We start from the raw sequence: 26929 nt of genomic DNA on the forward strand, positions 1-26929 counted from the left end.
CTGGCGCGCCCGGAGGGATTCGAACCCCCAACCTTCTGATCCGTAGTCAGATGCTCTATCCGTTAAGCTACGGGCGCTTCTGTCCGTTCTCCCGAACCGACCTGTACAACTTTACTCCGGTGAGACTCGAAGTGCGAGCTGGGGGCCCGTGAGTCTAATCACGAGCCCCCGGTCGCGGTGCATTTACGAGGGCCGGTGGCTACTGCTTGCCGAAAGTTTGGCCCTGGTCGCCCTGCGGGCCCTCGTTGCCGGGCTCACCATAGGACTGCCCCTGGAAATCTTGGGACTGCTGTCCGGGCTGGGGAGGCTGGTAGCCGCCCTGCTGCGGGGCCTCATAGTTGCCCTGTTGCGGGGCCTGATAAGTACCCTGCTGCGAGGCCTGGAAATCCTGCTGCTGGACGTCGTTCGGGTAGCCCTGCGAAGGGTGCTGATCGAAGCCCTGCGAGGGGTGCTGATCGAAGCCCTGCGAGGGGTGCTGATCGAAGCCCTGCGAGGGGTGCTGATCGAAGCCCTGCTGCTGGAAACCATCCTGCATCGAGTTCTGGTTGAACCCCTGTTGCTGGAAGTCCGACTGGTTCGCTCCACTCTTCTTGCGCTTCGTGAGCAGGATTGCGCCGATCACGATCGCGGCAACGATGAGGAGCAGAAGCACAACGACCACGATGATCACGATGAGCCAAGGGAAGCTGCTGCCCTCAGCCTTGATGTTGATGTCGGAGAAGTATTCCTTCGTGTCGGTGATGTGGACCTTATTGCCATCAATCTTGCCGACGCTTGACTCGGTCACCTTGCCGGGGAAGACGAAGGTGACATCGACCTCGAACCCGGAGGCGACTGCCTGGTCGCCCATCGAACCCTTCGACGCCTCGGTGTAGGTGTAGGTGTCCGACTCCTCATCGTACGTGAGCGCGTCGCTCATGGGCTTTTTGCGCTCGCTCTTGGCCGAGAACTTGCACACGACCTCGTCGCCCTTTTCTTCGAGCTTCAGTTCCGGCTTATTGCCATTTCCTGAAATCTGTTGAAGTGCCTCTTCACCACAAAACTGATCGTTGGTCACGTGCGCCTGGTCGAGCGATGACTTCTTCATAGTGGCGACGCCCTCGAGGGTGACCTTTTCGGGGCTTTCGACGTTGATGGTGGCCTCGAGCTTGCCGCAGCCCGCAACGAGGAGCATGAATGGAATGAGCATCAACGCCCCGAGCTTCTTCAAGGGGGTGGACTTTGGTGCTTTCAAGGGGAAACCTCTTCTTTCGTGGAATCCGGAAACTGCGTGGACAAATCTGTGGGTATGTCAGTGGCTCACGGGACCGGGACCCCGATCCCTATCGGGACTGTGCTGGCTGTTGTGATGCCAGAGATCCGCCTGGTCGTTCGGCTTGTGTGACTCGGATTGCTGGCCTTGCTGGCTTTGTTGCGGGAGGTATTGCGGAGATGAGCCGTTTTGAAAACTTTGAGCGTTTGAGGCTGGGCTCTTTTTCTTTTTGCGAGCGATAACAATGAGAGCCGTGACGGCGAGGGCCACAAAGAAGAGGAGTACAAGTAGTACCGCGATGATGATGACGACAATGAGCCAAGGGGACCCGGGGCCCTCGGACTTGATCTCGAAGTCCGAGAGAACACTCTCGATATTGCCGATGTGAACCTCATTGCCGCTGATTCTTCCGACACTCGATTCAGTGACCTTGCCTGGCATGACGATGGTGACGTGAGCCATGAAGGCGCTAAGAGCGAGCCGTTCGGCGATCTCTGGCGCCGGCATGATGCCCTTGAGCGTGTAGGTGTTCGAGTCTTCGTCGTACGTGAGAATCTGCTTGATTTCTTCGGGGTCTTCCACCGTACTGGTGAATTCGCACTCGAAGGTGTCACCATTTTCGGTCAGCTTGGTCTCGAGCGTGCCTTCGAAGGGTGATTCACTAGCACCCTTGGCATCTTTCGATGTGCAAACGTCCGCGGGTTTCATACCGTAGTTTTCGAGTGTCGAATTGTGCCCCCTGATCACGCCCTTGAGAACGATTTTTTCGGCGCTTTCGACATTGAGGGTGGCATTGAGGTCACCGCAGCCGGTGACGAGGAGAACAAAAGGAATCACCAAGAGCGCGGCGAACTTCTTCAGCGGGTTCGACTGAGTCGTCGTCATGGGGATACCTTGGATACGAAAGAGATGAGTGTGCGGTTGCACACTATCGCACAAGGATGGTTTTAGTCTTCAGCTTCCCGAGAGGCTGACCCGGGCGGCATTCCTTGCCCGAACACTGGTGAGGCTTCGGGGCGTTTCGGATGAACGGCATCGCCCGAGCTCTCGCCGCGTATGCGCCGCATGACCCAGGGACCGAAGTGATCGCGAGCCCATACGAGATCCTTCTCTGCAGCCTGGCGCCATGTGCGCCGCGGCGGGTCATGCGGAGTGAACTCGCGTAGATCGTTCGGCACATCGAGAGTGGCGAGGACTTCACGCGCAATAGTGTGATGGCCAAGAGGTGAGAAGTGCAGGCGATCCTCGGCCCACATGCTTTCGTGGACGAGTTGGCGGGCTGCCCACAGGTCAACGACGAACGTGTTGTAGCGCTTCGCAATCGTTCGCATATTCTCGTTGTAGATCGCGGAGCGGCCCCGGATGAGGTTGAGAACGGGGGTATCGCCGACATCGGGCCCCGTCCACAAAATGATGTCGGCACCGGTTGCTGCGAGGCGTGCGATTGCGGCATCGATATCGGAGGCAATCACGTCAGGGTCGCCGCGGCGGATGACGTCGTTCCCGCCCGCGAAGAAGCTCACGAGGTCGGGTTTGAGGTCGATTGCTGGTTCGAGTTGCTCGTCAATGATCTGCTTATAGAGCCGCCCGCGAATCGCAAGATTGGCGTACGCGAAGTCGGGGCAAGAGCGTCCAAGCTCTTCGGCGACGCGATCTGCCCACCCACGGACACCACCAGGAACGTTCGGATCGGGGTCGCCGATTCCTTCCGTGAATGAGTCACCGATGGCTACGAAGCGGCGCCAGGGATGAAGGGGTGTCGTGGGGGTTTCGGTCATGCTACTTCCAGAAGGTGAGGAGCCCGCCACCTGCAAGAAGAATGCCGATCCCAACCGCGAGGTTCCAGTCGCCGATGGGCAGTGGATACTGGGCGCTCGAAATGTAGTACACGACCATGTACAAGATGCCGAGGATGAGGAGCGTGACTGCGGTGGGCACGAGCCAGGCAGGGCTCGGCTTGTAGGCTTCGGCTGCGCTTTCTTGCGCGCGGCGTGAGCGACGGGCTTCGGCTTCGGCGCGCGTGACTCGATCCCGTGCTGGCTGGTTTTGCTGGGTGGGGATGGTGGAGGTGCGCCGAACTTTCTTGGCCATGGATAACCTTTCACAACTGAAACAAATGCATCGGCGCCGCTTTGAGGGGTAAGTCAGGCGCCAGAGGCGACATATACTAGGGTACAGTGCGCGAAGGAATAGGTTGGGTTTATTCCGACGCCTGCCGATTAACCCCCTCTGCCGAATCGGAGACATTGTGACCTCTTCCCGCCACAGGCGTGCTCCCCAGCGTAAGCGGGGCATCGCCTCGAGCATTATCGGTGTGTTCGGCGAACTGCTGATTACCGCCGGAGCGTTTCTCCTGCTCTTTGTCGTATGGCAGTTGTGGTGGACCGATGTCGTTGCCGACCGCGAGCACGCCGTAATCATCCAAGAGCTCCAATCGAAGTGGGGCGGGCCTTCGCCGAAGAAGATTGCGCCGCCGGAAAAGGGCGAACCCCCCAAAATCGAGCACGTGAAAGAAAACGAAGTTTGGGGCGAACTCCACGTACCGAAGTTCGATAAGGTCACGTCACCCATCGCCGAAGGTGTGAGCATGGAAAAGGTGCTCAACGTAATCGGAAATGGGCACTATCCTGACACCGCCCTTCCCGGCGAGGTGGGAAACTTTGCATTTGCGGGCCACCGTTCAACGTATGGCCGCCCCCTCCACGACATTGCGAGGCTCCAACCGGGTGATCCAGTCGTAGTCGAGGGGCCAGAGGCGTACTACGTGTATTACGTGACTGATTCGGAAATTGTGCAGCCAAACGACGTCCAGGTGATCGCGCCCGTGCCGAACAAACCGGGGGAGGAACCCACGGAGCGTATGCTCACGATGACGGCATGCCACCCCATGTATTCGGCCGCGGAACGTTACATTACCTATGCGAAGTACGACCACTGGGTTGATCGTAAAAAGGGCATTCCCAAGGAGCTCGCGGAGGTGAAGAAGTAATGTACGGCTGGCTCTACAGGATCATTCCTGGCCCGTGGTGGGTGAAGGTACTCGTGCTGCTCGTGCTGTTCGCAGCGATCGTGGTGCTCCTTTTCGGGTGGGGGTTCCCCTTGATCGCCCCCTACATGCCGTTCAACCAGGGAACGATCTCGGCTTTTGCTGCAAGCCCCTATTCCATCGCATTCTAGCGGCGGAGGAGAGAGCTGGAGTCAAGAAAACGCGCTCCGGAGCACCGTCTTGCCCGCCCCCATTAAGAGTTGAGAAGCGGTGCGAGCCCGCGAGAGCGCTTCCCGGCGAGCGAACCGTCTCGCCCCTCGGCAAGCTCGAGGAAGAACGCAAGCATCGAATGCCCACCCTCCGTGAGAACACTTTCCGGGTGGAACTGCACGCTGTGAAGCGGGAGGCTTTTGTGGGAAAGCCCCTGGATGCTGCCGTCGTCGGCGTGAGCCGTGACCTCAAGTACGGTCTCGTCGATGGTGTTCGGAACAACCGCGAGTGAGTGGTAGCGCGTCGCTTCAAAAGGCGAAGGAAGCGAAGCAAAGGGGCCTCGACCTTCATGGTGGATAAGGCTCGTCTTGCCGTGCATGAGCTGCGGCGCATGCGTGACGGTCGCCCCGAAATAGTGGGCGAGGGACTGCAAACCGAGGCACACCCCAAACATCGGCGTCGACGTGCGTGTGCACTCTCCGATAACGTCGAGCGTGCGGCCCGCGGTAAGAGGATTACCCGGGCCGGGCGAGATGAGCACTCCGTCGAATCCCGAAAGGTCGGGGACACCATCTTCGGCCATGGGGACAGCATCGTTGCGGGCAACGATGCACTCGGCCCCCAATTGCTCGAGATACCCGATGATCGTGTAAACGAATGAGTCGTAATTATCGACTACGAGGATGCGGCATGAAGGGGCCAAAAGTCTAGTTTCCGCCATTACCGGGGCCCTGCCCGTGCCCATTTCCGTTGCCGTTCCCATTGCCGTTCCCGGGGGGACCGGTGGGCGCTGGCGTAGGCGGCGCCTCCGGGGTGGTCGGCGCCTCCGGGTTGGGCTCAGGAGCCGGTGTGGGCTCAGGTCCCTTCGACACGACGATCGTGACGCTCGACCCGGATTTCACCTCGGAGTTGACCTCGGGATCAGTGCGGATCACGCGCCCCTTCTCGACGGAATCGGAGAACTCTTCCGTGACCTGGGTGCCGAGGTTGAGGTTAGGGTCGCTCAAGCGTGTGCGGGCCTCCTCGAGAGTCTGACCCACGACATTCGGGATTGCCACCGGACCGGCCTCGGCAGCGACGACGAGTCGCACGGTCGAGCCTTTTGTCGCGGTACCCTCGGCGGGGGTCTGTTCGAGGACGTTCCCGACTGTTTCGCCGTCCTTTGCCTCACGGCCCGCCACGGTGACGTCGAACCCGGCGTCCTTGAGGGCCTGTTCAGCGTCGGCCTGGCTAAACCCGACCACGCTCGGAACCGATACTTCGCCGCTCGAGACCCAAACGTTCACGGTGCTGCCCTGCGGGGCGCTTGCACCTTCGCCCGGCTCAGAGCGCAGGACAACGTCTTTATCGAAATCGGCGGAATCCTCGGTACCGGCCACGGTCATCGAAAAACCGGCGTCCTCGAGGGCTTTCTTCGCCTCTTCCTTCGTGAGGCCCTCGAGTTTTGGAACGTTCGCGGCGTCGGGGCCACTCGAAACAACGACGTTGACTGTCGAACCTTTCGCGACCTGAGCATCAGCCTCTGGATCGGTAGACATCACGAGGCCCTCGTCAACCTCGGTGCTCGCTTGCTCGGAGAACTGGGGGGTGAGCCCTGCGTCCGTGAGGGTTTGCTTGGCATCGCTTTCGGCCATACCCACGACCGAAGGGACACTCACCTGCTCAGGTTCACGGTTCTGCTGTGCGATGAACCACCACGCGGCAGCCGCGACGATGAGCAGGAGAAGGAGCAGGGCGGCGATCCAGGCGCCTACGTGGTGTTTCTTCTCTTCTTCCGGGGCTACCTCATCGATGGCGGTTCGTTCGCTCTGAGGGGCGGGCGAGGCAGCACCTGGAGAAGGCGTCGCGGAGGATGCGAGAGGAGCAGTGTGCGCGGGAATGACCTGGGTTTCTTGATCCTGAAATGAACGTGATTCTTCGAACTCCGAAGGGCTCAGAACCTGGGTTGCTGCTTCGGCGCTCGCGGCGCCAGCAGCTCCCGCGGCCATCGCGCCGAGAATGCGCGGTTCCCGGCCCGCAGCGGCATCGCTTATGTCCTTCGCAAAATCCGCGGCGCTTTGGTAGCGGAGTTCACGGTCTTTTGCGAGGCCATGGAGCACGACGGTGTCCATGTACTTATTGATGTTTGGGTTGTATGTCGAAGGGGCGACGGGAGTTTCTCGCACGTGCTGGTACGCGATCGATACCGGGGAATCACCCGTGAACGGTGGGCGGCCTGTAAGGAGTTCATACAGCACCACGGCAGCCGAGTACACGTCGCTGCGCGCATCAACCTGCTGACCACGCGCCTGTTCGGGTGAGAGGTATTGAGCCGTCCCCATGACCGCTTGGGTCTGGGTCATGGCCGCGGTCGACTCGGATACCGCGCGAGCGATACCGAAGTCCATGACCTTGACCTCGTTGTTCTTCGTGATCATGATATTGCCGGGTTTGATATCCCGATGGACGATGCCCGCTTTATGTGAGTACTCGAGGGCGCTCAGCACGCCCGTCATGATCGCCGAGGCACGCTGCTCGCTCATGGGATTTTCCGCAGAGATGAACGTACGCAAGGTGTCGCCTTCAACGTATTCCATGACGATGTAGGGGATCGTCACTTCTTCACCCGCGGGTTCCGTGCGGTGATCCTCGCCCGTGTCGTAGACACCGACGATCGTGGGGTGATTCAGGCCTGCAGCTGATTGCGCCTCGCGGCGAAAGCGCTCCTGGAAATGAGGGTCGCGCGCGAGATCCGAGCGCAGAACCTTGAGGGCGACCGTGCGGTGAAGGCGCGTGTCGCGTGCAAGATAGACCTCAGCCATACCACCGCGTCCAAGAAGACGTCCAATTTCGTAGCGGTTACTGAGCAACATGCGGTCTTCGCTCACAATGTCACCGTAGCCTTCCTCAACAGCGCGCCTACTTCCGCGCCCGTCCATTCTAATGAGTGTGCATTCGCGCCAAGGGAAACGACCCCCGTGCCCACAAGAATTGCCACGACCGCCGCGATCACGACAACGGCGATTACGATGATGAGCGGCACACTAACTTTACCGACGCTCTGCCCCGTAGACGTCCCTCGTCGCGCTGCCTCACGGTGTTCGCGACTCGCGCTCGTCGCGGAGTTCGCGCTCGCAGCCGAGCGTGCGCTCGGCGCCGAAGCTGCCGTAGACGAGGACCTAATCGTCACGGGTTTCGAGCCGACGCCGGCGAGTGGCATCGCCGCAGTGCGAGTTCCTGTGGGGGAAATCGGATTCGACGTGCGTGAATTCGCCTTCGATGTAATCTTGCGACTCGAGTGAGTGCCATCGTTTTTCGATGGAGCGGAGCTCGCCTCCGAACGAGCGCCTGGCGCACGCACTGCGCTCGTGCCGAAGCGCGGTTCTTCGCCTCGCTCGATTGAGTCAAGAATGCGCGCGACAACCGCTGCTGAGCGGGGTCGATTCGCAGGTGCCTTCGCAAGCATCATCATGACGAGGCGACGCAAATCAGCGTTGATGCGTTCTGGAAGCTCCGGCGGGGCCTCCTTGACCTGCGCCATCGCAATTTCTACCTGGCTCGTGCCCGTGAAAGGCCGCGAACCCGTGAGCATTTCGTAGGCGACGATACCAAGTGCGTAAATGTCGGAAAGGCTCGTCGCTTGCTTGCCCATTGCCTGTTCGGGCGAGAGGTACTGCGCAGTGCCCATGACGAGGCCAGTTTTCGTGAGTTTTGCCTGGTCGTTTGAGCGGGCGATGCCGAAGTCAGTGATCTTAAGCGCCCAGTCGTTCTTGTCATCCACGAGAACGTTCTCAGGTTTGACGTCGCGGTGTACAACACCCTTCACGTGAGCGGCATCGAGAGCCTTCGATAGCTCCTTCAGGATCGCAATGACGCGTCCCTCATCAAGGCCGTCGGGGTTTTCCTCGATGATGTCGGAAAGAGGGCGTCCCTTGACGAGCTCCATGACGATGTAAGCGCGGCCATCAAGCTCGCCGTAGTCGTAGAGCCCCGTGATTGCTTCGTGCGCGAGGGCAGCAGTGTGCCGTGCTTCGGCGCGGAAGCGCTTGAGGTAGCCGTCTTCGCCCGCGAACTCCTCGCGTAGCACCTTGACGGCGACGGGGCGATCGAGCTCGTTGTCTTTGCCTTCCCAGACCTGGCCCATGCCGCCCGTGGCGATGAGGCGAGTGAGTTCGTAGCGTCCTTCGAGAACGAGTCCTTTTCGTGTTTTCATGCTATTCCTCGATCACTGCCTTCATGAGGTCTCGCGCGATGGGGGTGGCTGCGGCGCTCCCGTAGCCACCTTCTTCAACGACAACGGCCACCGCGACCTTTTTGTCGCCTTTAATGGCATAGCCGACGAACCACGAGTGGGGCTTTTTCCCTTTCGCCCACTGCGCCGTTCCCGTTTTTCCGCCCACTTCGGCACCGTCGATTTGCGCGCGTTTCGCCGTACCGTCCGTGACCGTCGCTTCCATCATCTGACGCATCTGGGCAGCATTGGCGGCGGATAGCGGTTGGCTCTTTTTATGCGGGGTGAGTGCCTTGACCTCTTTGAGATCCCCCGTACGCACCGACCTGATGAGCTGGGGTTCCATGACGATGCCGTCGTTCGCGAACGAACCTGCCACCATCGCCATCTGGAGCGGCGTCACCTTGTCCTCGTACTGCCCGATCGAGCTCAAGGCGAGTTGCGCATCGTCCATCTCTGAGGCAATCGACGAAGAGGTGACGGGAAGAGGAATCTCCATTTTCTCGCCGAAACCATATTCGGCGGCCTTCTTTTTCAGGGCATCCTCACCGAGTTGCACGCCTAGCATCGCGAACGACGTGTTACAGCTCTGTTCGAGCGCGGACTGCAGACTTGACACGTCGTTAGGGCCGCACGGAGATGTATCGCCGTTCGGGTGGTTCGACATGGACGTCGAAGAGTTCGGAAGCTTGTAACTTCCCGGACCGGGGATCTCGGAATCGGGGGTGTAGTTGCCCGAATCGAGAGCAGTCGCGGCTACGAGAAGTTTAAACGTTGAGCCCGGCGGGTAAAGGTTGCCTGCGATCGCGCGGTTGTTCATTGGCTTGTTGGGATCGCCGTTGAGATTCTTCCACGCCTTCTGGACCTTTTTCGTGTCGTGCGAGGCGAGAGCATTTGGGTCGTAGCTCGGAGTCGAAACCATCGCGAGAACTGCGCCTGTATCGGGATCGATCGCGACAGCTGCACCGCGGCGATCGCCGAGGGCATCGTAAGCGGCCTCTTGCGCCTTCGCATTGATGGTGAGTTCTACTTGCGCGCCTTGCGGGTCATGGCCTGAAAGCACGGTCATGAGGCGGTCGTAGAACAGTGAATCGGCCTTGCCCGAGAGTTCTCCGTTCGCAGCCTTCTCAACTCCGCCGAATCCGTACACGACGCTGTAGTAGCCCGTAACAGGGGCGTAGAGAGCACCGTCGGAATATTCGCGCTTGAGGCCATAGCGGTTGTTGACCTTCGTGCTCGAGGCGACGGCGACACCGTCCACGACGATCGGCCCGCGGGGGCGCCCGAACTCGTTGTAGATCGTGCGTGCATTGCGACCGCTCGAGTTGAGCTCCTCTGCCTTAATCACCTGGAAGTAGGTGGTCGAGCCGAAAAGGAAGAGAAGCAGCACGGCGAGAACAAGTGAAACGTGACGGAGCGGCTTATTCATGCGGTCACCTCCGCGTCCATCGTTCGAGGTGCCTGCTGATCGGTTGCGATGTGCTTTTCGGTCTCGCCGAGACTGCGTGCAGCAGGTCTGCGCGCGGCATCGCTAAGCTTCATGAGCAGTCCAACGATTATCCAGTTCGACACGAGGCTCGAGCCACCCGCCGCCATGAAAGGCAGCGTGAGACCCGTCAAGGGAATCACCCGGGTCACGCCGCCCACGACGATGAAGACCTGAAGGCCGAGGGTGAAAGAGAGACCAGCGGCGATGAGCTTGCCGAAACCGTCGGAAATCCCCACCGCGGAGCGAAGACCGCGCTGCACGAAAATCGCGTAGAGCGCGAGAAGCGCGAACACGCCCACGAGCCCAACCTCCTCCGCAGCCGACGCGAAGATGAAGTCGGACTGTGCAAACGGAACGGTATCCTGACGACCTTCGCCTAGGCCGGCACCAACGAGCCCGCCGTTCGCAATGCCGAAGATTCCGTTGTTGATCTGCCCGCAGTTGCTGAAGTTTGCGCGGCTCATCGGGTCGAGCCAGCACTCGAAGCGCCGCTGCACATGCCCGAGCTTCAGCACGTAGTAGATTCCCGGGGGCGCAAACATGAGGGCGCCAATCACGAACCAGCTGAGGCGGTCCGTAGCCGTGTAAAGCATGACGACAAAAAGACCGAAGAACAGAAGCGACGTGCCTAGGTCATTTTGGAACACGAGTACGGCGGTCGCGCCTGCCCACGCGCACAAAAGCGGGCCAAGATCGGACCATCGGGGGAGCGTGATGCCGAGGACTCGGGGGCCGGCGAGGGCGAGGGTGTCGCGGCGTGAAACGAGGAAGCCCGCGAAAAACATGGCAAAGAGGATCTTCGCGACCTCGGCGGGCTGGAACGAATAGCCAGCGATGCGTATCCAAATGCGTGCGCCATAGTTGGCGGCGCCAATGCCGGGGGCGAGCGGCAAGAGCAGAACGAAGAGTCCGACGGCACCCGTGATCCAGGTGTAGCGACGCAGTTGGCGGTGATCCCTCATGAGCATCAAAACACCGATGACGCAGGCGAGACCGAGTGTCGTCCACATGATTTGACGCGAGGCGAATCCGTGGGGCCAGGATGTGTATTTCGCGTACACGAGATCGACGCTCTTGATGGTCGCGAGGCCGATGAGGTTGATGAGAAGTGCGATCGGTAAGAGCAGCGGGTCGGCGTAGGGCACACGCACGGTTGCGACGATGTACACAACGAGAGCGGCGACGCCGAGTCCACCTATCTGCCACCAGGTCGTGGTGGCGATTTGATCGTTGCGCCCAAGGTCTACGAGGACGTTCGCGCCAAGACCGATCGCGAAGGCAGCAATCAGCAGAACAAGGTGCAAGAAGCGCCTTGTTCGTGCCTGGTAGCTGATGACCGTTGCCACTACTGCCCACCATCCACGGCGGCTCCGCCGGAATCGCTCGCCCCGCCCTGATCACTTGAGCCTGCAGACGTGTTCCTGGAAAGGCTTCCTTCGGCGGCAAGCTGTGCAACGATGCGGTCCGCATCTTCGCGGTTCTTGGCGCTGATGGTATTCGTGACCTGGGTTTGGGTCACAGGTTGCAGATCGCTCAGGGCAATGCTCGTGACATCTTCTTCGTGAGAGAGGGAGATTGGCCCGAGGTCTTGGGCTATGCCCCTGTAGACCACGACGGTTTTGCCGTTGCTGCCGACATAGTACTGATCTTGGGTCCAGTCGTAGGCAAACCACGCACCACCTGCCAAGATTGCGGCGATGAGTGTGAAGAGGGCGACTACGGGCCACATTGAGCGCCTAGGAGGTTCCTCTGCGTAATCTTCATCCTCGTAGGGCGCCTCTTCGCGGGTGAGGGCCGCGGCGCGCGCCGCAGGTCCCGTCGCTGAGGTGGGCCGGTGGCGGTCGCGCGCGGCAGCACCAACGACGATGCTCCCGCTCGAAGGGCCGGGATCGCCCTTGCGAAGATCATCAATGTCGATCACGTCGGCAACGACGCACGTAATGTTGTCGGGCCCGCCCGCTTTGAGGGCGAGCTCAACGAGCTGCCCCGCACATTCATCCGGGTCCTCGACTTTCGCGAGGACATCGCTAATGGTTTCGAAAGAGACGAGCCCCGAGAGGCCGTCGGAGCACAGCATCCAGCGGTCGCCCGGGACAGCGGGTTTGAGACTTAGGTCGAGCTCGGGATCAGCATCGACGTCGCCAAGGACCCGCATGATCATGGAGCGCTGCGGGTGGCGCTCTGCTTCTTCCGGGGTCAAGCGGCCTTCGTCGATAAGGCGTTGCACGAACGTGTGGTCCTTCGTGACCTGAGTGCATTCACCATTGCGTACGAGGTACGCTCGCGAGTCGCCGATATGGACGAGTGCGAACTTGTTCCCGGCGCGCAAGAGTGCGGTCACGGTCGTGCCGAGGCCCGCGAGTTGGGGTTCTTCGCGCGATCTTCTGAGGATGGCATCGTTCGCGTCGAGTACGGCTCCTTCGAGAGCGGCAACGATATCGGTTCCGGGAGCGTCGGTTTCGAGTTCGGCGAGTGTTCCTACCGCGACGGAACTTGCAACGTCGCCGCCGGCGTGACCCCCCATGCCGTCGGCGACGACGAGGAGGTGGGAGCCGGCGTAGCCTGAGTCTTGGTTGTTCGAGCGTACGAGCCCAACGTCTGTTTTCGCTGCGTAGCGCAACGCAATGGTCATCGGGGGCCTCGCCTCAATTCAATCTGAGTATTGCCGATCGTGATGGTGGCGCCAGGTTTGAATGGCGCGGAGCCTTCGAGCGGCTTTCCGGCGAGAGTCGTTCCGTTTGTCGAGCCGAGGTCTTCGACGTACCACTCGCCGTCGTGGGGAAATACGCGCGCGTGGCGGTTAGAGGCGTACTCATCCGAAAGCACGAGGGTGCACTCGGGAGCGCGTCCGATAAGGATGGGGGAAGCCGCGAGGCGAATGGTCGTGCCTCGAAGAGGACCGGCAGTGACAACAAGCTGGGTCTGCACGGCGTTCGGGTCGGTGGTCTTTTGCCCTTGATTGAGCGCGGAGGGGTCGCTCACGGTGCGGCGCTCAGCGCCTGCTTTTCGACCGCTCCCGCCGCGCGTAATGACCGTGGTTCCGAAGAGGTCGTTGCGCATGACGATGAGCGCGACGATCACGAAAAGCCACAGCGCGACGACGAAGCCGAAACGCAGAACGATGAGGGTTAGCTCGCTCACGCGGACCTCACCACTCAGCGGGGGCGCCCGAGGGCAGGATCACGGTCAGGCGCGTGCGACCGATGCGAATCGTGGCGCCATCGGGCAATCCTGTGGGGGTCGTGATGCGCTCGCCGTTGACGAAAGTGCCGTTCGTGGAGCCGAGATCGGTCGCTGTCATGGAGGTGCCGTCTACGCTGAGTTCGAGGTGGTGACGGCTCACTCCCGTGTCGTCGAGGATGATGTCACTATCGCCCCCGCGCCCGATTACCGTCACACGTCCCGTAAGCAAGTACTGTTGACCGTCGATTTCGAGGATCGGCTGGAAGTTTTCGCCGCCTGTTGTGGCGGGTGCCAGTGAGGAGCGTTCGGTGCTCGACTCTGTCTCAAAGCGACCAGCTTTGACTTCATCGTCTCGTTTGAGGGCGACGGTCACGTTTCCAACAAAAAGGTACTTTTGCTGGTCGGCGTGGTCTACGAGGATTCGCTGGAGCTCGTCCACGAGGGTGTCTTCCCACGAGGCAAAGCGTTCGTAGTCCACGGAGTTGAGGTACACGGAGTAGGTGTTGGGTGCGAGCGTGCGGGCGCGGTCGAGGACCTGGATTTGGTCGTCACATTCGCGCTTGAGCCCCTGGGCGAGGTCGAGCGGCTTAATGCTGCCGCCGCGCGAGAACACGTTCGACACACCGCGGTCGAGGCTGCGCTCGATTCGGTCGAGAAAGCTCAACGTGGATCTCCTTGGGTAAACGTCGTACGCCGCGAGTCTACCGTGTACGCCGCACGCGTGATTCGTTCAGATGTAAGGATGTGGTGGAGGATTGGAATATGAGTGATGTGCATGCAAAATCTGACCACGAACTTTTCACCTCTCTCCACTCGCTCCTTTCGCCCCTAAGTTTCGATTCGGCCGTTGGTCTCATTAGTTCCGACGGTCGCCTGGTCGCGGCGTATGGGGACCTCGATCGAGTGTTCCCCCTCGCGAGTGTGTCGAAGTTGATTTCCACTTACGCGGCGCTTGTCGCCATCGATCGGGGTGCTCTCGCTCTCAACGATTCCGCGGGTGAAGACACACCGGAGGGCTGTACGGTCGAGCATTTGCTCGCGCACGCAGCGGGCTACGCTTTTGAGGGCGGTGAGTTCCTCGCCGAGCCAGGAAAGCGGCGCATGTACACGAACGCGGGTATTGAACAGCTCGGGCGCGTCGTTGCGGACGCGGTCGATTCCAGCTTTGATCAGTGGGTTCGTGAGAGCGTGACGAAGCCTCTTGGTATGCAGAGCGTTGAGGTCGCGGGCTCGCCTGCAAAGGACTACCGCGCGAGCGTTGAGGATCTGCTTGTCCTCGGGTACGAATTCATGAACCCGACACTTATTTCGGCAGACCTCGCCGAGTCGGCACATCGCGTCCATTTCCCTGGGCTTTCGGGCGTACTCCCCGGTTATGGGCGTCAAAACCCTAACGATTGGGGGCTCGGTGCGGAAATAAAGAGTCAAAAAGATCCGCATTGGACTGGGTCGCTTAATTCGGCTCGCACGTTCGGGCACTTTGGTCAATCGGGATCGTTCTTGTGGGTTGACCTCGAGGCACCCCCGGGCGGGTTGAGCGCGGCGTTCCTCTCCTCGAAACCGTTCTGCGAAGACCACGTACGCGTGTGGCCGTCCCTTAATGATGTCCTTATACGCGCGTCTCGAGCACAGTCTTAAGAGCTGGGGAGTGTCGCACGTCACTATCCTGGAGTGAGGGCTCAACGTGAAAGGACGGGCGATGCAGCAGGCCAAAAACGACAACGGGGAGCAGAGACTGCGAATTATTGTCGCGGGAGGCGACGGTTTCTGCGGGTGGCCCACCGCTCTTTACCTCTCGAACCGCGGCCACGATGTCACGATCGTCGATTCGCTCGTACGCCGCAAAATCGACGACGAGCTCGGCTCGAACTCGCTCACGCCTATCCTCTCTCTTGAGGAGCGCGTTGCCGCATGGAAGAGCGTTTCTGGCAAAGATATTGACGTGCGGATTGGCGACCTTAGCGATTATGAGTTTCTGAGCGCTGTCGTGCGTGATGTTCAGCCAGAGGCCTTCGTGCACTTTGCTGAGCAGCGAAGCGCCCCCTACTCGATGATCGACCGCGAGCACGCGATATACACGCAGCGCACGAACGTCGAGGGCACCCTCAATGTCTTGTGGGCGATTCGCGATTTCGCCCCTGAATGTCACCTCGTGAAACTCGGGACGATGGGCGAGTACGGCCAGCCGAACATCGACATCGAAGAGGGATTCATCGAGATTGAGCACCGCGGGCGGAGGGATCGCCTCCCGTTCCCGAAGCAGCCCGGTAGCTTCTACCACCTCTCGAAGGTGCACGATAGCGACAACATCATGTTTGCGTGCAAGATCTGGGACATCGCCGCAACGGATCTCAACCAGGGCATCGTGTACGGGCTCCACACCGACGAGACTCGCATGGATCCACGCCTCGTAAACCGGTTCGACTACGACGCCGTTTTCGGCACCGCCCTCAATCGCTTTCTTATTCAGGCTGTGGCGGGCCACCCCCTCACCGTCTATGGCGACGGCTCGCAGACCCGTGGCTACCTCAACATCGAGGACACGGTGCGGTGCATCGAGATTGCGTGCACGAACCCCGCCTCACCCGGTGAATTCCGCGTGTTTAACCAGTTCACGGAATCGTTCAGCGTTGAAGAGCTCGCCGTGAAGGTTGTTACGACAGCTTCGAATTTCGGCATCGACGCGAGAATCGACTACCTCGAGAATCCTCGCGTCGAAAAATACGACCACTACTACAACGCGGTGAATACGCGCCTTATTGATCTTGGCCTCGAGCCGCATGTGCTGACGGAGGTTGTGCTCGGCGAGATCCTCGAGTCGGCCAGCGCCCATACCGATCGCGTAAGAAACGAGCTGATCCTCCCGGACGTCACGTGGCGCAAGTGAACGGCGAGGCTGGCCGGGGGCATCTGCGAGTCCTGCTCGTCACCGAAACGTTCGTGCCGAGCGTCGACGGGGTCGTCACCCGCCTCACGCATCTCGTCGAGCATCTCATCGCCGAAGGACACGAGGTGGAGATCATCGCGCCGGGGCTCGGCGTCGATGAATATGAGGTGGCGTCGGACCCGGATAACAAGCACCAAAGTAAGCGTGCTCCCGTTCATGGCGCCCGAACCGTGCGCGTCCCGTTCTACCCGAGCAGGCCCTGGTCGCCTCCCACTCCCTCTACGTACCGCCTCACCGAGCGCGTCGTGCGGGATTTTCGCCCCGATGTCATCCACGCCGCCCAGCCGATTTTGCTTGGACAGGCAGCCGTTCGCGCTGCTCGTCGGCACCGCATTCCACTCGTCGCGAGCTATCACACGAATCTGCCCGCTTACCTATCTCGGTATCGCGCGTGGGCGTGGAGCGCGCCGATTATCACGTGGGCGACTCGACGCCTGCACCGCGAGGCGACTTTTAACGTGGTCACGAGTGAGGCGATGCGCGAGCAAGCGCGCACGATGGGGCTTGAGCGGGTCGAGGTCGTGCGCAGGGCGGTGGACACGCAGCTTTTTCACCCTGGGAAAGGTCCGACGCCCGCCCCACCACACGACTCCCACAACCGCAGGCTGAGGCTCCTTTTCGTGGGGCGTCTTGCAGCCGAAAAAGACCTCTCACGACTTGCGCCGCTCATGCGCTGTCGCGATGATCTCGAGCTGACCCTCGTAGGCGAAGGGCCTCATCGCGCCGACCTCGAGCGGGAGTTTCGCGGAACTCGAACGCGCTTTACGGGAGTGCTTCAGGGGGAAGAGCTCGCACGTGCGTACCGCGCTCACGACCTCTTCGTCTTTCCTTCTGTGACCGAGACCCTCGGCCTCGTTCTCCTCGAGGCGATGGCCTCTGGCCTCCCGCCGCTCGCGGCGCGCTCGGGCCCCACCCTCGAACAAATCGTCGACGGGGAGACGGGCTTCGTTTTTCGCGACCAGCACGAACTGGAGAGAATCCTCGACACGCTCATGGGGGAGAGCGGAGCCGCATTACGAGCCCGTGTGGGTGAAAGTGCTCGGCGCGAAGCCGAAAGGCACACGTGGGCGGCCGCGAGCGAGGACTTTGTGAGCCTTTACCGCCGAGCCATTGAGAGTGCGGAGGCGCGGATTAGATCTTGGCCGCGTAAGTGATGACGTGCTGCGTATCGGCGCTCTGAGCAACCACGTAGCTCGCACCGGATTCGTCACGGAGAATGCGGATCATCACCGAATCTTCGTATCGGTTAACGATCGCTTTCTCGGCGTCGCTGGGATTAGCCGCGGCGCGGTCGGCGCTCGTCTCGACATCGGAGATAACTTCGCCGAAGACCTTCATATACGCCGAGCCATCACCCGCCGGATCTTTCCCCAAGTCGAGGACCCCTTCGGGGAAGGTGCCGCGGGCAGCGGAGTCTTCCTCATACGTGCGCGCACCCGCGGTCGCGTACGGATCCCACATTTCAGGGTTATCCTGCGTGCGCGTGCCCGGATGACTTGCAGCCTCGGGTGCGAAGAGCGACTCGTCAAACTTTCCATTTGAGTCGGCCTGTGAAGGCACATAGCCGTCGCCAGGCGAAGCCTCGGCATCGCTCACACGACCCTCTTTGGGGGCCGAAGATGCGCTTTCGGCCGTCGAAGAGCTTTCGCCGCCGGTTCCCTGAGAGGGCGGCGCGTCGCCTCCCGAGCAGGCGGTGCACACTCCCAAGAGGAGGGCGGTCGCGAGTGCCGAGAGGCGACGGGTGAATGTTCGCACTAGAAGGGCCTCAAAACGTAGGCGTCCGCCGTGCGACCGGGGAGATTACGGGTGTACGAACGAATGTGCACGCCCGGCCCCCACGAGTGCAGCATCTGGCCGTTGCCCAGGTACATCGTCATGTGGCGAATGGTGCCGCCCGAGTCTCGGTAGAAGATCCAGTCACCGCGCTGGAGTTGCGAGATTGGCACCTTGCGGAACTTCTTGGAGTTGTAGAAGTAGTGCGTGGAGAGCCAGTTCGCACCCGCGTGCTGTTCGGGAGTGACCCCAGTCTCGAGACCAGCGGCATTCATCGCTTGGATCGCGATACCCGAGCAGTCGAAGCCCAGATTGTAGGTGCCCGCTCCACCCCAGGTGTAAGGCGAGCCCACCTGCGAACGTGCATAGTTCACCATGGTGTCGATGCGTTGTTGACGGCTTGCGGTGATGCCTACTCGCGGTTTCACGGTGTAGCCGTCCGCGTACCAGCTCACGCCCGTACCGAGCGAGTCCCACGTGCGCTTATCCACGACGCCGGTCACAGGGAGACCGCGCTTGCGTTGCCACGACTTTACGGCGTTGATGGTTTTCGTGTCCATCGTCGCTTTGTGACCGCTCGAATAGATCCCGAGGCGCTTTTGGACAGCAGCCACGCGCACGCCGTTCCAGCCCTTCGTGAGGTTGTGCCCGCCGCGCGAGGTCGTGGGGTGGTTCGTGGGACCGAAGTAGTAGGGATTAGCGGGCTCCCAGCCCACGACCCCTGCACCATTCGAACTGGTCCAGTACAGCACTCCGTTCTCGAAGTTCTGACGGTATTGCCCCTTGTAGGTATATTCGTGCGAGGTGGGCAAGCCAAGGAAGCCACGCTCAAAGCCGCGCTTCGCATACAGGTCTAGGATGCCGGAATGCACGGCGTAGGCACCGGTGCGCGGGTGCCAGTACATGTTCCCTCGCTCGAAGTACTGAATCGTGACGCCGTTGTTGAGCTTGGTTTCGCTGCTGCGGGGGAGGCCGAGCGCGCCGTTAGGACCCCCGATGTTGTTGTAGCTCTGCCGGATCGCGTGTTTCGTAGCTTCCGTAACTCCGGTGCGTGAGTTCCAGTAGATGGTGCCGTTTTGGAAATCTTGTGCACGGCCACCGCGCACCGAGTATTCCTCCGAGGTGGGGAAACCGAGTTCGCCGCGCTCGTAGCGTCGTGAGCCCCACAGGGAAATGATCGCTCCACGATTGGCGACCGCGTGAGCCCCGGTTCGGGAGGAGTAATACACGATGCCGTTGGTGAAGTATTGGTAGACCCCACCTGAGGTCGGAATCTCATCCGACGTGGGAAGCCCGAGCCAGCTCGCGGATCCGCCGAGCGACTTGTAGTGGCCCCCAATAGCGCCCTTGGTGATTTGGGTGGCACCAGTGCGTGAGTTCCAGTAGATGGTGCCGTTTTGGAAATCTTGTGCACGGCCACCGCGCACCGAGTATTCCTCCGAGGTGGGGAAACCGAGTTCGCCGCGCTCGTAGCGTCGTGAGCCCCACAGGGAAATGATCGCTCCACGATTGGCGACCGCGTGAGCCCCGGTTCGGGAGGAGTAATACACGATGCCGTTGGTGAAGTATTGGTAGACCCCACCTGAGGTCGGAATCTCATTCGACGTGGGGAAGCCTAGCCAGCCACGTGTCCCACCGAGGTGGTTGTAGTGGGCGCGAATCGACCCTTTGGTGATGTAGACGTTCCTGGTTGACGTGTTGAAGTAGAGGGTTCCGCCATTGAATATTTGAGCCACGCCACCCGGGACACGAATTTCGTCACTCGTGGGATAGCCAAGCCACCCTTTTGTGTGCCCGTTTTGCTTCCACGTTGCTTCGAAAGCGCCACCGCGCATGATGGCGTGGGATCCACCGCTGCTCGGCGACCAGTAGAGGTCGGCGCTCTCGAAGTGTTGAACCACGCCACCGTTGTCGAGAGGCTTCTCATTGGATGTAGGGTTGCCGATCCACGAGTTCGTGCCGCCTGCTTTTTCCCAGTAGCCGCGCATCGCACCTACGACTGCAAACTTGGTGGGAGCGCTCTGGGGCTTTGCGCTAAAGGTTCGGATGCGCGGTGCGGGTCGCTCGGTGGGAGCCTCTGTGGATTCCTCCACCGAGTTGGATCCGGGCTCGCTGCTGGGCACGGGGCTCGAATCGCTGGGATCGGAGCTCGGCGTGTCGAGAGGGGCGTCGGTATTGTCGTCGCTGGGAGTCTCGTCGGCCGGCATTTCTGCGGCCGGGGTCTCGGAGTCGGCCGTTTCCGTGGGCTCTGATGCGGGGGTTGCGGTTGCCGAGTGTGATGGGTCGTCAGTTGGCTCTGCGGGGGCAGCCTGGACCGCGAGTGGCGTGAAAACGACTCCTGCGGCTATGAGGGCTGCAGAAATCTTTCGACCTGTAAGAGAGGAAAGGGGATACATAGGAACCTCGCGTGAGAGAAGATGAAGCCCCCTCAGCTTAGGGTATTAGAGCCGTTGTGTGAGGCCCGGCAGTCCTTTGGGCAACAATCGTAATAAAGCTGTAATGAAACAGTTGCTCAGAAGTGACTCGGGCTACTATCTGGCACCGTAGAGCAGCCAGGTTGTACGCGTCGAGGCGACCCACCGCATCGCCGCGACGGCGAGGATCGACACGATGCTGAGGAGGATCGCGGGCGTAAAGTTCGCGAGCGGTTTGGCCTCGGCCGCTGCAGCGTTGGCGTCGGGTTGCAAAGCGAAGGTGAGTGCGATGGTGATTCCGACGGTTGCCACGCCGAGAACGATGCCCACGATCATGAACGCGCGGGCGAATGTGCGAAGCCACGCCTCTCCGTCGGCGGGGTACCCCACTCCCGAGCGGTGCTTCTTCGCTGCAAGGCCAGCGATGCAACCGGCGGCGATCACACCGATGACCCACGCGATGAAGAGGCCGAGCGAAAGCCACCACGTGATCTGCGAGGTCGCGAGGCCCGCGAGCACGCCGGCGAGGGCGCCGAACAGGCCGAGACGTGCGAGGAAGGCTGCGCCTTGGGCTTCGGTGTCGAGGTTCGGCGGGAAAGCCGCAAACGCTTCGGCGCCGTAGCCTTGGGCGTTCCAGTCCTGCGTCTCGCTCATGAAGTCATCCCTTCGGTGAAGCCGCGGCTTTTGCCGCGGTGGGCAATGCGGTGACGATGCGTTCCAGGATATCGGGCGTGTGGGCCTTCGAAACGAAATACGCCTCGAAAGCGCTTGGCGGCAGGTAGATGCCCTGGGAAAGCATCGAATGGAAGAAGCGCGCGAATGCGTCGGTATCCTGCCCTTTCGCGTCTTCGTAGCAGCGCACCTTTTCCTCGGTGAAGAACACCGAGAAGAGCGTGCCGAAGCGGTTGATCGAGTGGGGGACGCCTTCGGCGCTCAGTGCCTCGTCGAACGCCGCGGTGAGGGTCGACGTCGCGTCATTCAGCTGCGTGTAGAGCGCGTCGTCGAGCTGGCTCAGAGTTGCGATGCCCGCGGCGGTCGCGAGGGGGTTACCCGAAAGCGTGCCCGCCTGATACACGGGGCCGAGCGGCGAGAGGCGCTCCATGATGTCGGCGCGTCCGCCGAACGCGCCGACGGGCATCCCGCCACCGATGACCTTGCCGAACGTCACGAGATCCGGCGTGACACCATCGAGACCATAGGCGCCCGTCCCGCTCGCGCGGAACCCCGTGAGAACCTCGTCGACGATGAGGAGCGCGCCAGCAGCATGCGCTTCGGAGAGGAGGAACGCGTTGAAGTCGCCCGGATTGATGACGCCCATGTTGCACGGCGCACCCTCGGTGATGATCGCGGCAATGTTCTCGCCGTGCTCGGCAAAGGCCTTGCGAACGGCCTCGCGGTCGCCGTAGGGGAGCACGAGTGTTTCGGCGGCCGTCGGATCCGTCACTCCCGCTGAGCCGGGAAGTGAAAACGTGGCAACCCCAGAGCCGGCCTCCGCGAGGAGTGAATCGACGTGGCCGTGGTAGCAGCCCGCGAACTTCACGATGAGATCGCGCCCCGTAAAGCCACGCGCAAGGCGAAGCGCACTCATGGTGGCCTCGGTGCCCGAGTTGACCATGCGGATCTTTTCCACCGCGGGGATGCGGTTGATGACGAGTTCGGCAAGACGAATCTCACCCTCGTGCGGGGCGCCGAAACTGAGCGAGTGGGTAGCGGCATCGGTGACGGCCTCAACAACACGCGGATCGGCGTGGCCGAGGATCATCGGGCCCCACGAACCCACGAGGTCCACGTATTCGGTGCCCTCCGAGTCCGTGAGGAGCGCGCCCTTTCCGCTCACGAGGTACGGGGGAGTGCCGCCGACGCTCCCGAAGGCGCGCACGGGCGAGTTCACCCCTCCCGGAATCGAGTGCTGGGCGCGGGCGAAGAGTTCGGCATTCGTGGCCATGGAAACCTCCTGAGGCGTGGGGATCAGGCGAATTCGCGAAGGTGGGCGGGCAGATCGGCGAGGAGCTTCGCCGCGTAGGGCGCGTAGTACGTGAGCACGTGCGCGGCTCCCGCGCGCTTGAACGCGAGGAGCGACTCGAGCACGGCGCGTTCGCGGTCGAGCCAGCCGTTGTGGCACGCGGCCTCGATCATCGCGTACTCTCCCGAAACCTGGTAGGTGCCTACGGGCACGGGGCTCGCGGCCGCAACCTCGGCGAGCACGTCGAGGTACGGAAGGCCGGGTTTGACCATGATCATGTCGGCGCCCTCGGCGAGGTCGAGCTCGAGCTCGCGCAGCGCCTCGCGGCCATTCGCCGGGTCCTGTTGGTAGGTCTTGCGGTCGCCCGAGAGCGAGGAATCAACGGCCTCGCGGAACGGGCCATAGAACGCCGAAGCGTACTTCGCGGTGTAGGCGTAGATCGCGATGTCCGTGAAGCCCTCTAAGTCGAGCGCGTCGCGAATCGCGGCGATTTGGCCGTCCATCATGCCGGAGGGGGCGACGACGTGCGCCCCCGCGCGGGCCTGGGCGAGCGCCATCTCGCGATAGATCTCGAGCGTTGCATCGTTGTCCACACCGCCGCGCTCGTCGAGAACGCCGCAGTGACCGTGGTCCGTGAACTCATCGAGGCACAGATCCGCCATGACGAGGAGAGCATCGCCAACCTCTTCGCGTAAGCGCGCGATAGCAACGTTGAGGATGCCGTTCGGGTCGGTTGCTCCGGATCCGACGGCATCTTTCTTTTCGGGGACGCCAAACAGCATGATGCCGCCGAGCCCGAGTTCGGCCGCTTCGCGAGCGGCCTCGACGAGCGAGTCGAGCGAATGCTGCATCACGCCGGGCATCGAGGTGATCTCTCGCGGTTCGCTCGTGCCCTCACGCACGAAGGCGGGGAGGATGAAGTCAGCGCTGCGGAGGGTCACCTCGCGGTTGAGGCGGCGCATCATGTCGCTCGAGCGGAGTCGGCGTGGGCGGTGGAGGGGAGCGTTGATGCTCATGGCTCAGCTTTCCTTTCCAAGGACCTCGGCAACGGCTTCGGCGAGCGCACGGTCGCTCGGGTCCTTCGCGACCGCGGCAACTGGGAGATTGACGCTGATCGCGGCTTCCTCGCTCGGCTTGCCGATGACGACGAGTTTCGTGCTCTCGTGGATCGCGAGTCTCGAGAGTGCGCGTACGATCATGGGGCTCGTCGCGACGACGGCGCTGAAGCCGCCCGCGGCGAGGTTATCGACGACCTCACTCGGCTGCGGGATCGTCTTTGGTCGGTACGCGGTCTCGCGCTGGACCTCGTAGCCGGCCATGCGCAGGGCGAGCTCGAGCTGCGGCGCGGCAGCAGAGCTCACGGGGTAGAAGATGCGCTGGGCGAGCCCGTCTCCTCCCTGCTGATTCACGGGAAAGACGTCGATGAGTGAGGCAGCGCTTCCCTGGGCGATCGTCTCGACCTCGAGGCCAGCCTCGCGAGCGGCCGCCGCCGTTGCTTCGCCGACCGCGGCTGCTTTGAATTCCTGGACCGCGGGAAGCTCCGACCATTCGGGCAGCGCTCGAAGTGCTTTGACGGTCGTGGCAGAGGTGAGGAGCAGCCAATCGAACTCCCCGTGCGCGAGGTCGCTCATCGCGTCGCGCAGGTCCGCGTCGGTTTCGAACGTGAACTCCGTGAACGGTGAGTGGACGGCCTCGAAGCCGCGGGCTTCAAGCTCCGCGACGAGGCCGCTTCCGCGGCCGGCGGGGCGCGTCACGAGAACGGGTGCTGTCATGCTAACCACTCCTCAGCAAGTAGATCGCGGGCACCGGAAGCGAGCATGTCCTCCGCGAGTGCCCTGCCCGCGGCCTCGGCAGAGGCGACCGTCACCGTTTCCTCGGTGCGGATTTCGCGAACAATCGTGGTGTCTCGACCGTATACCCCGGCCTTGAGAATGAGTCGATTATCGGCACTGACCTCGCCAAATGCTGCGACTGGCGCCGAGCATCCCGCCTCGAGTGCACGGAGAAGCGCGCGTTCGGCCGTCACCGCGAAGCGGGTCGGTGCGTGATCAAGCGCGGACAGTGTCCGCGAGAGGTCGCTTTCCGGATCGAGATTCTCGCGGACCTCGACAGCGAGAGCGCCCTGGGCAGGCGCGGGAAGGAACTGCCACGGATCGAAACTCTCGGCGATGCGTGCCTCGAATCCGAGCCGGAGGAGCCCGGCGGCGGCGAGAACAACCGCATCAAGCTCCCCGCTCTCGGCGTAGGCCATGCGCGTCTCGATATTGCCGCGGATCGGGACCACCTCGAGGTCCGGCCGTGCAAGGAGCACCTGTGCCGCACGCCTCGGGCTGCCGGTCCCCACGCGGCCACCGCGTGGAATCGACGCGAGGTCGCTCACGCCCTCGCGGGTCACGAGCGCATCGGCTGGATTCTCGCGCACGGGGATCGCCGCGAGGCGAATGCCGTCTGCGGGAAGCGTGGGCAGATCCTTGAGCGAGTGGACGACCACGTCGACCTCACCGGCGAGGAGCGCCTCGCGCACCGCGGACACGAATACGCCCGTGCCGCCGATCCGCGTGAGCGAGCTCGTGCGGTCACGATCTCCGTGTGTGGACACGTTGACGAGCTGGAAACCGTCGGAATCGCCCTCGCCGCCCGGGACGAGCTGGCGGGCCACCCATGCGGACTGCGTGCGCGCGAGCGTCGAGGCGCGTGTGCCGAGCCGCATCATGCGAACGTACCCTCCGGGGTGCGCACGAGGCAGCACTCGAGGCCGCACGCACCCGCGGCGCCTTCGTTCTCGAGCGCGCCCGGAACATCGATCACGGCGCGGCGCTCGAAACCGGGTGTCACGGCCTCCTCAACGAGGTCGGCGAGCGCACCGATGAACCGGTCGTCGCTTCCGGACGTGGCTACGCGGATGAAGGCGAGTCCCTTCTTTTCGGCGGATTCCTTCGCCTCCGTGTCGAGATCCCATACGACCTCGACGTGGTCGGTCACGAAGCCGATCGGCACGACGATCACGGCACTGCGGTCTTCGAGCTCGTCGATCACGTCGTTGATGTCGGGTTCGAGCCACGGCACGTGCGGCGCACCCGAGCGGGATTGGTACACGAGCTGGGCATTCTCCGGTGTGTTCTCGGCTCCGAGTTCCTCGCGCACGCGGTTCATCACGTACTCGATCGCTGCCTCGTGCTGGGCGACGTACCAGCCGCCCGAGCCCTTCTCCCACGTGCTCTTCGGGCCCGACACATCCGCCATCGACGTGGGGATCGAGTGCGTCGAGAAGAGGATCTCGATCGCGCTCGGATCGTGACCGCCTTCGCGGTGCTCCCTGATCGCGGCACTCACGGCATCGACCACGGGCTCGAGGAAGCCGGGGTGGTTGTAGTACACGCGTGCCTTGTCGATCTCGACCGTGCCCTCGAGGCCCGTTTCGGAAAGGGCCTTGCGGAAATCCTCGTGGTACTGGTGGCAGCTCGAGTAGCTCGAGTACGCGCTTGTCACGAGGCCCACGACCTTCGTGTGGCCGTCCTCGTGCATCTGGCGCACGGTATCGGCAACGTACGGCTCCCAGTTGCGGTTGCCCCAGTACACGGGAATGTCGAGCTCGCGACGCTTCAGCTCGGCCTCGAGCCGTGCGATGAGGTCGCGGTTTTGCTCGTTGATGGGGCTCTTGCCCCCGAGCGCGCGGTAGTGAGTGGCGACCTCCTCGAGGCGCTCATCGGGGATCCCGCGGCCGCGTGTGACGTTGCGCAGGAAAGGGATCACGTCCTCTTGTTTCTCGGGACCGCCAAACGAAGAGAACAGGATGGCCGTGTGGGTCACAGGAGCACCTCCACGACCTCGTTGAGCTCGCCGATGCGGTGGCCCGTGTGGAAGGGAAGCTCCTCGCGCACGTGCAGGCGCGCCTTCGTGTACCGGAGGTGGCGCATCATGTCCACGAGCTCGGGAAGGGTGTCGGCTTCGAAGCTCAAGAGCCACTCGTAGTCGCCGAGGGCGAAAGCGGCAGTCGTGTTGCCCCACACATTCGGGTATTCGCGCCCGTAGATACCGTGCTCTTTCATCATCTCTCGGCGCTCGGCTTCGTCGAGAAGGTACCAGTCGTAGCTGCGCACGAACGGGTACACGGTGATCCAGTCCTTGCGCTCTTTATCGGCCTCCATGAAGGCAGGCTTGTGGCTGCGGGAGAACTCGTGGCCGCGGTACACGCCCATGGCCTGCCACTCTTTTTCCAGGTAGGTTCCGGCAATCGAGTTTTCGAAGAGACGCAGGGCCTCCTGGAGTGCCTCGGGGCGCTCGCACGCGAGCCACACCATGAAGTCGGCCTCGGCGCGGAAGCCGGAAACATCGTAGAAGCCGAGTACCTCGACATCCGCCCCCGCGAGGGAGGCGACAGTGCGCTCGAGATCCTCAAGCACCTGCTCGGGCGTGACGATGCCTTCGTCGTTCAGACCGCCGATTTTGCGGTACACGGAATAGGCGGTGAAACGGATTTCTTCCTTGACTTCCTCGCTCAT

The 26929-nt window shown here is 62.0% G+C and carries 26 protein-coding genes and 1 tRNA gene; 5 read left to right on the forward strand and 22 right to left on the reverse strand.

Annotation, left to right across the window (positions count from 1 at the left end):
• Position 1: 1 nt before the first annotated feature.
• The 5 genes from M3B90_RS04940 to M3B90_RS04960 form a co-directional block, all read right to left on the reverse strand.
• A tRNA-Arg gene (locus M3B90_RS04940) sits at positions 2-77 on the reverse strand.
• A 122-nt stretch (positions 78-199) separates the two neighbouring features.
• On the reverse strand, positions 200-1234 hold the full coding sequence (locus M3B90_RS04945) for a hypothetical protein (RefSeq protein WP_259888913.1): 1035 nt from the start codon (positions 1232-1234) through the stop codon (positions 200-202).
• Between the two features lie 57 nt (positions 1235-1291).
• A complete protein-coding gene (locus M3B90_RS04950; RefSeq protein ID WP_259888914.1) occupies positions 1292-2137 on the reverse strand; it encodes a hypothetical protein in 846 nt (281 codons plus the stop codon).
• 62 nt (positions 2138-2199) lie between these two features.
• On the reverse strand, positions 2200-3030 hold the full coding sequence (locus tag M3B90_RS04955) for an SGNH/GDSL hydrolase family protein (RefSeq protein ID WP_259888915.1): 831 nt from the start codon (positions 3028-3030) through the stop codon (positions 2200-2202).
• A 1-nt stretch (position 3031) separates the two neighbouring features.
• A complete protein-coding gene (locus M3B90_RS04960) occupies positions 3032-3343 on the reverse strand; it encodes a cell division protein CrgA (protein WP_259888916.1) in 312 nt (103 codons plus the stop codon).
• A 157-nt stretch (positions 3344-3500) separates the two neighbouring features.
• On the opposite strand from M3B90_RS04960, the gene M3B90_RS04965 reads away from it, so the two are divergent.
• Both M3B90_RS04965 and M3B90_RS04970 read left to right on the forward strand, forming a co-directional pair.
• Positions 3501-4241: a class E sortase gene (locus tag M3B90_RS04965; RefSeq protein WP_259888917.1), complete on the forward strand. Its 741-nt coding sequence runs from the start codon at positions 3501-3503 to the stop codon at positions 4239-4241.
• A complete protein-coding gene (locus tag M3B90_RS04970; protein ID WP_259888918.1) occupies positions 4241-4429 on the forward strand; it encodes a hypothetical protein in 189 nt (62 codons plus the stop codon). The genes M3B90_RS04965 and M3B90_RS04970 overlap by 1 nt, the downstream gene beginning before the upstream one ends.
• A 62-nt stretch (positions 4430-4491) precedes the next feature.
• Here the strand turns inward: M3B90_RS04970 and M3B90_RS04975 are convergent, their stop codons facing one another.
• From M3B90_RS04975 to M3B90_RS05010, 8 genes are read right to left on the reverse strand one after another with little or no spacing between them, the layout of a single operon-like run.
• A complete protein-coding gene (locus M3B90_RS04975; protein WP_259888919.1) occupies positions 4492-5169 on the reverse strand; it encodes an aminodeoxychorismate/anthranilate synthase component II in 678 nt (225 codons plus the stop codon).
• Positions 5156-7366: a Stk1 family PASTA domain-containing Ser/Thr kinase gene (pknB, locus tag M3B90_RS04980; protein ID WP_311199941.1), complete on the reverse strand. Its 2211-nt coding sequence runs from the start codon at positions 7364-7366 to the stop codon at positions 5156-5158. The genes M3B90_RS04975 and pknB overlap by 14 nt, the downstream gene beginning before the upstream one ends.
• Entirely contained in the window at positions 7312-8640 is a 1329-nt protein-coding gene (locus tag M3B90_RS04985) for a serine/threonine-protein kinase (RefSeq protein ID WP_259888920.1), read from the reverse strand. Before M3B90_RS04985 ends, pknB begins: the two co-directional genes overlap by 55 nt.
• Before the next feature lies 1 nt (position 8641).
• Positions 8642-10087 carry a penicillin-binding protein 2 gene (locus tag M3B90_RS04990; protein WP_259888921.1) on the reverse strand — a complete coding sequence of 482 codons (1446 nt, stop codon included), beginning with the start codon at positions 10085-10087 and terminating at the stop codon, positions 8642-8644.
• On the reverse strand, positions 10084-11493 hold the full coding sequence (locus tag M3B90_RS04995; RefSeq protein ID WP_259888922.1) for an FtsW/RodA/SpoVE family cell cycle protein: 1410 nt from the start codon (positions 11491-11493) through the stop codon (positions 10084-10086). Before M3B90_RS04995 ends, M3B90_RS04990 begins: the two co-directional genes overlap by 4 nt.
• Positions 11493-12779, reverse strand: a complete 1287-nt coding sequence (locus M3B90_RS05000) for a PP2C family serine/threonine-protein phosphatase (RefSeq protein ID WP_259888923.1) — start codon at positions 12777-12779, stop codon at positions 11493-11495. The genes M3B90_RS04995 and M3B90_RS05000 overlap by 1 nt, the downstream gene beginning before the upstream one ends.
• Positions 12776-13288 carry an FHA domain-containing protein gene (locus M3B90_RS05005; protein WP_259888924.1) on the reverse strand — a complete coding sequence of 171 codons (513 nt, stop codon included), beginning with the start codon at positions 13286-13288 and terminating at the stop codon, positions 12776-12778. The genes M3B90_RS05000 and M3B90_RS05005 overlap by 4 nt, the downstream gene beginning before the upstream one ends.
• A gap of 7 nt (positions 13289-13295) precedes the next feature.
• Positions 13296-13994: a DUF3662 and FHA domain-containing protein gene (locus M3B90_RS05010; protein WP_259888925.1), complete on the reverse strand. Its 699-nt coding sequence runs from the start codon at positions 13992-13994 to the stop codon at positions 13296-13298.
• A gap of 98 nt (positions 13995-14092) precedes the next feature.
• Here M3B90_RS05010 and M3B90_RS05015 point away from each other — a divergent pair, with 98 nt between their 5' ends.
• The 3 genes from M3B90_RS05015 to M3B90_RS05025 all read left to right on the forward strand — a co-directional run bounded on the left by M3B90_RS05015 (position 14093) and on the right by M3B90_RS05025 (position 17431).
• Positions 14093-14968 carry a serine hydrolase gene (locus M3B90_RS05015; protein ID WP_259888926.1) on the forward strand — a complete coding sequence of 292 codons (876 nt, stop codon included), beginning with the start codon at positions 14093-14095 and terminating at the stop codon, positions 14966-14968.
• Between the two features lie 61 nt (positions 14969-15029).
• A complete protein-coding gene (locus M3B90_RS05020; RefSeq protein WP_259888927.1) occupies positions 15030-16217 on the forward strand; it encodes an NAD-dependent epimerase/dehydratase family protein in 1188 nt (395 codons plus the stop codon).
• Positions 16205-17431, forward strand: coding sequence for a glycosyltransferase family 1 protein (locus tag M3B90_RS05025; RefSeq protein WP_259888928.1), 1227 nt, complete (start codon positions 16205-16207; stop codon positions 17429-17431). The genes M3B90_RS05020 and M3B90_RS05025 overlap by 13 nt, the downstream gene beginning before the upstream one ends.
• On the opposite strand, the gene M3B90_RS05030 is transcribed toward M3B90_RS05025, so the two are convergent.
• The 9 genes from M3B90_RS05030 to hemQ all read right to left on the reverse strand — a co-directional run bounded on the left by M3B90_RS05030 (position 17409) and on the right by hemQ (position 26929).
• Positions 17409-18032 (reverse strand): hypothetical protein, encoded by a 624-nt coding sequence (locus M3B90_RS05030; protein ID WP_259888929.1) that lies wholly within the window; start codon positions 18030-18032, stop codon positions 17409-17411. The genes M3B90_RS05025 and M3B90_RS05030 overlap by 23 nt on opposite strands.
• The gene (locus M3B90_RS05035; RefSeq protein WP_259888930.1) at positions 18032-20446 is read right to left on the reverse strand and encodes an NlpC/P60 family protein; all 2415 of its coding nucleotides are present in this window, start codon (positions 20444-20446) and stop codon (positions 18032-18034) included. Before M3B90_RS05035 ends, M3B90_RS05030 begins: the two co-directional genes overlap by 1 nt.
• Before the next feature lie 135 nt (positions 20447-20581).
• Entirely contained in the window at positions 20582-21118 is a 537-nt protein-coding gene (locus tag M3B90_RS05040) for a hypothetical protein (protein ID WP_259888931.1), read from the reverse strand.
• Between the two features lie 4 nt (positions 21119-21122).
• On the reverse strand, positions 21123-22409 hold the full coding sequence (hemL, locus tag M3B90_RS05045; RefSeq protein WP_259888932.1) for a glutamate-1-semialdehyde 2,1-aminomutase: 1287 nt from the start codon (positions 22407-22409) through the stop codon (positions 21123-21125).
• Positions 22410-22432: 23 nt separating this feature from the next.
• Positions 22433-23443, reverse strand: coding sequence for a porphobilinogen synthase (gene hemB, locus M3B90_RS05050; RefSeq protein WP_259888933.1), 1011 nt, complete (start codon positions 23441-23443; stop codon positions 22433-22435).
• Positions 23444-23446: 3 nt separating this feature from the next.
• Complete coding sequence (locus tag M3B90_RS05055; RefSeq protein ID WP_259888934.1) at positions 23447-24199, reverse strand: uroporphyrinogen-III synthase; 753 nt, start codon at positions 24197-24199, stop codon at positions 23447-23449.
• A complete protein-coding gene (gene hemC, locus M3B90_RS05060; RefSeq protein ID WP_259888935.1) occupies positions 24196-25140 on the reverse strand; it encodes a hydroxymethylbilane synthase in 945 nt (314 codons plus the stop codon). The genes M3B90_RS05055 and hemC overlap by 4 nt, the downstream gene beginning before the upstream one ends.
• Positions 25137-26237, reverse strand: a complete 1101-nt coding sequence (locus M3B90_RS05065; RefSeq protein ID WP_259888936.1) for a ferrochelatase — start codon at positions 26235-26237, stop codon at positions 25137-25139. The genes hemC and M3B90_RS05065 overlap by 4 nt, the downstream gene beginning before the upstream one ends.
• A complete protein-coding gene (hemQ, locus tag M3B90_RS05070) occupies positions 26234-26929 on the reverse strand; it encodes a hydrogen peroxide-dependent heme synthase (RefSeq protein WP_259888937.1) in 696 nt (231 codons plus the stop codon). The genes M3B90_RS05065 and hemQ overlap by 4 nt, the downstream gene beginning before the upstream one ends.

The sequence above is a fragment of the Dermabacter sp. p3-SID358 genome (genome assembly GCF_025147465.1).
Taxonomy (GTDB): Bacteria; Actinomycetota; Actinomycetes; order Actinomycetales; family Dermabacteraceae; genus Dermabacter.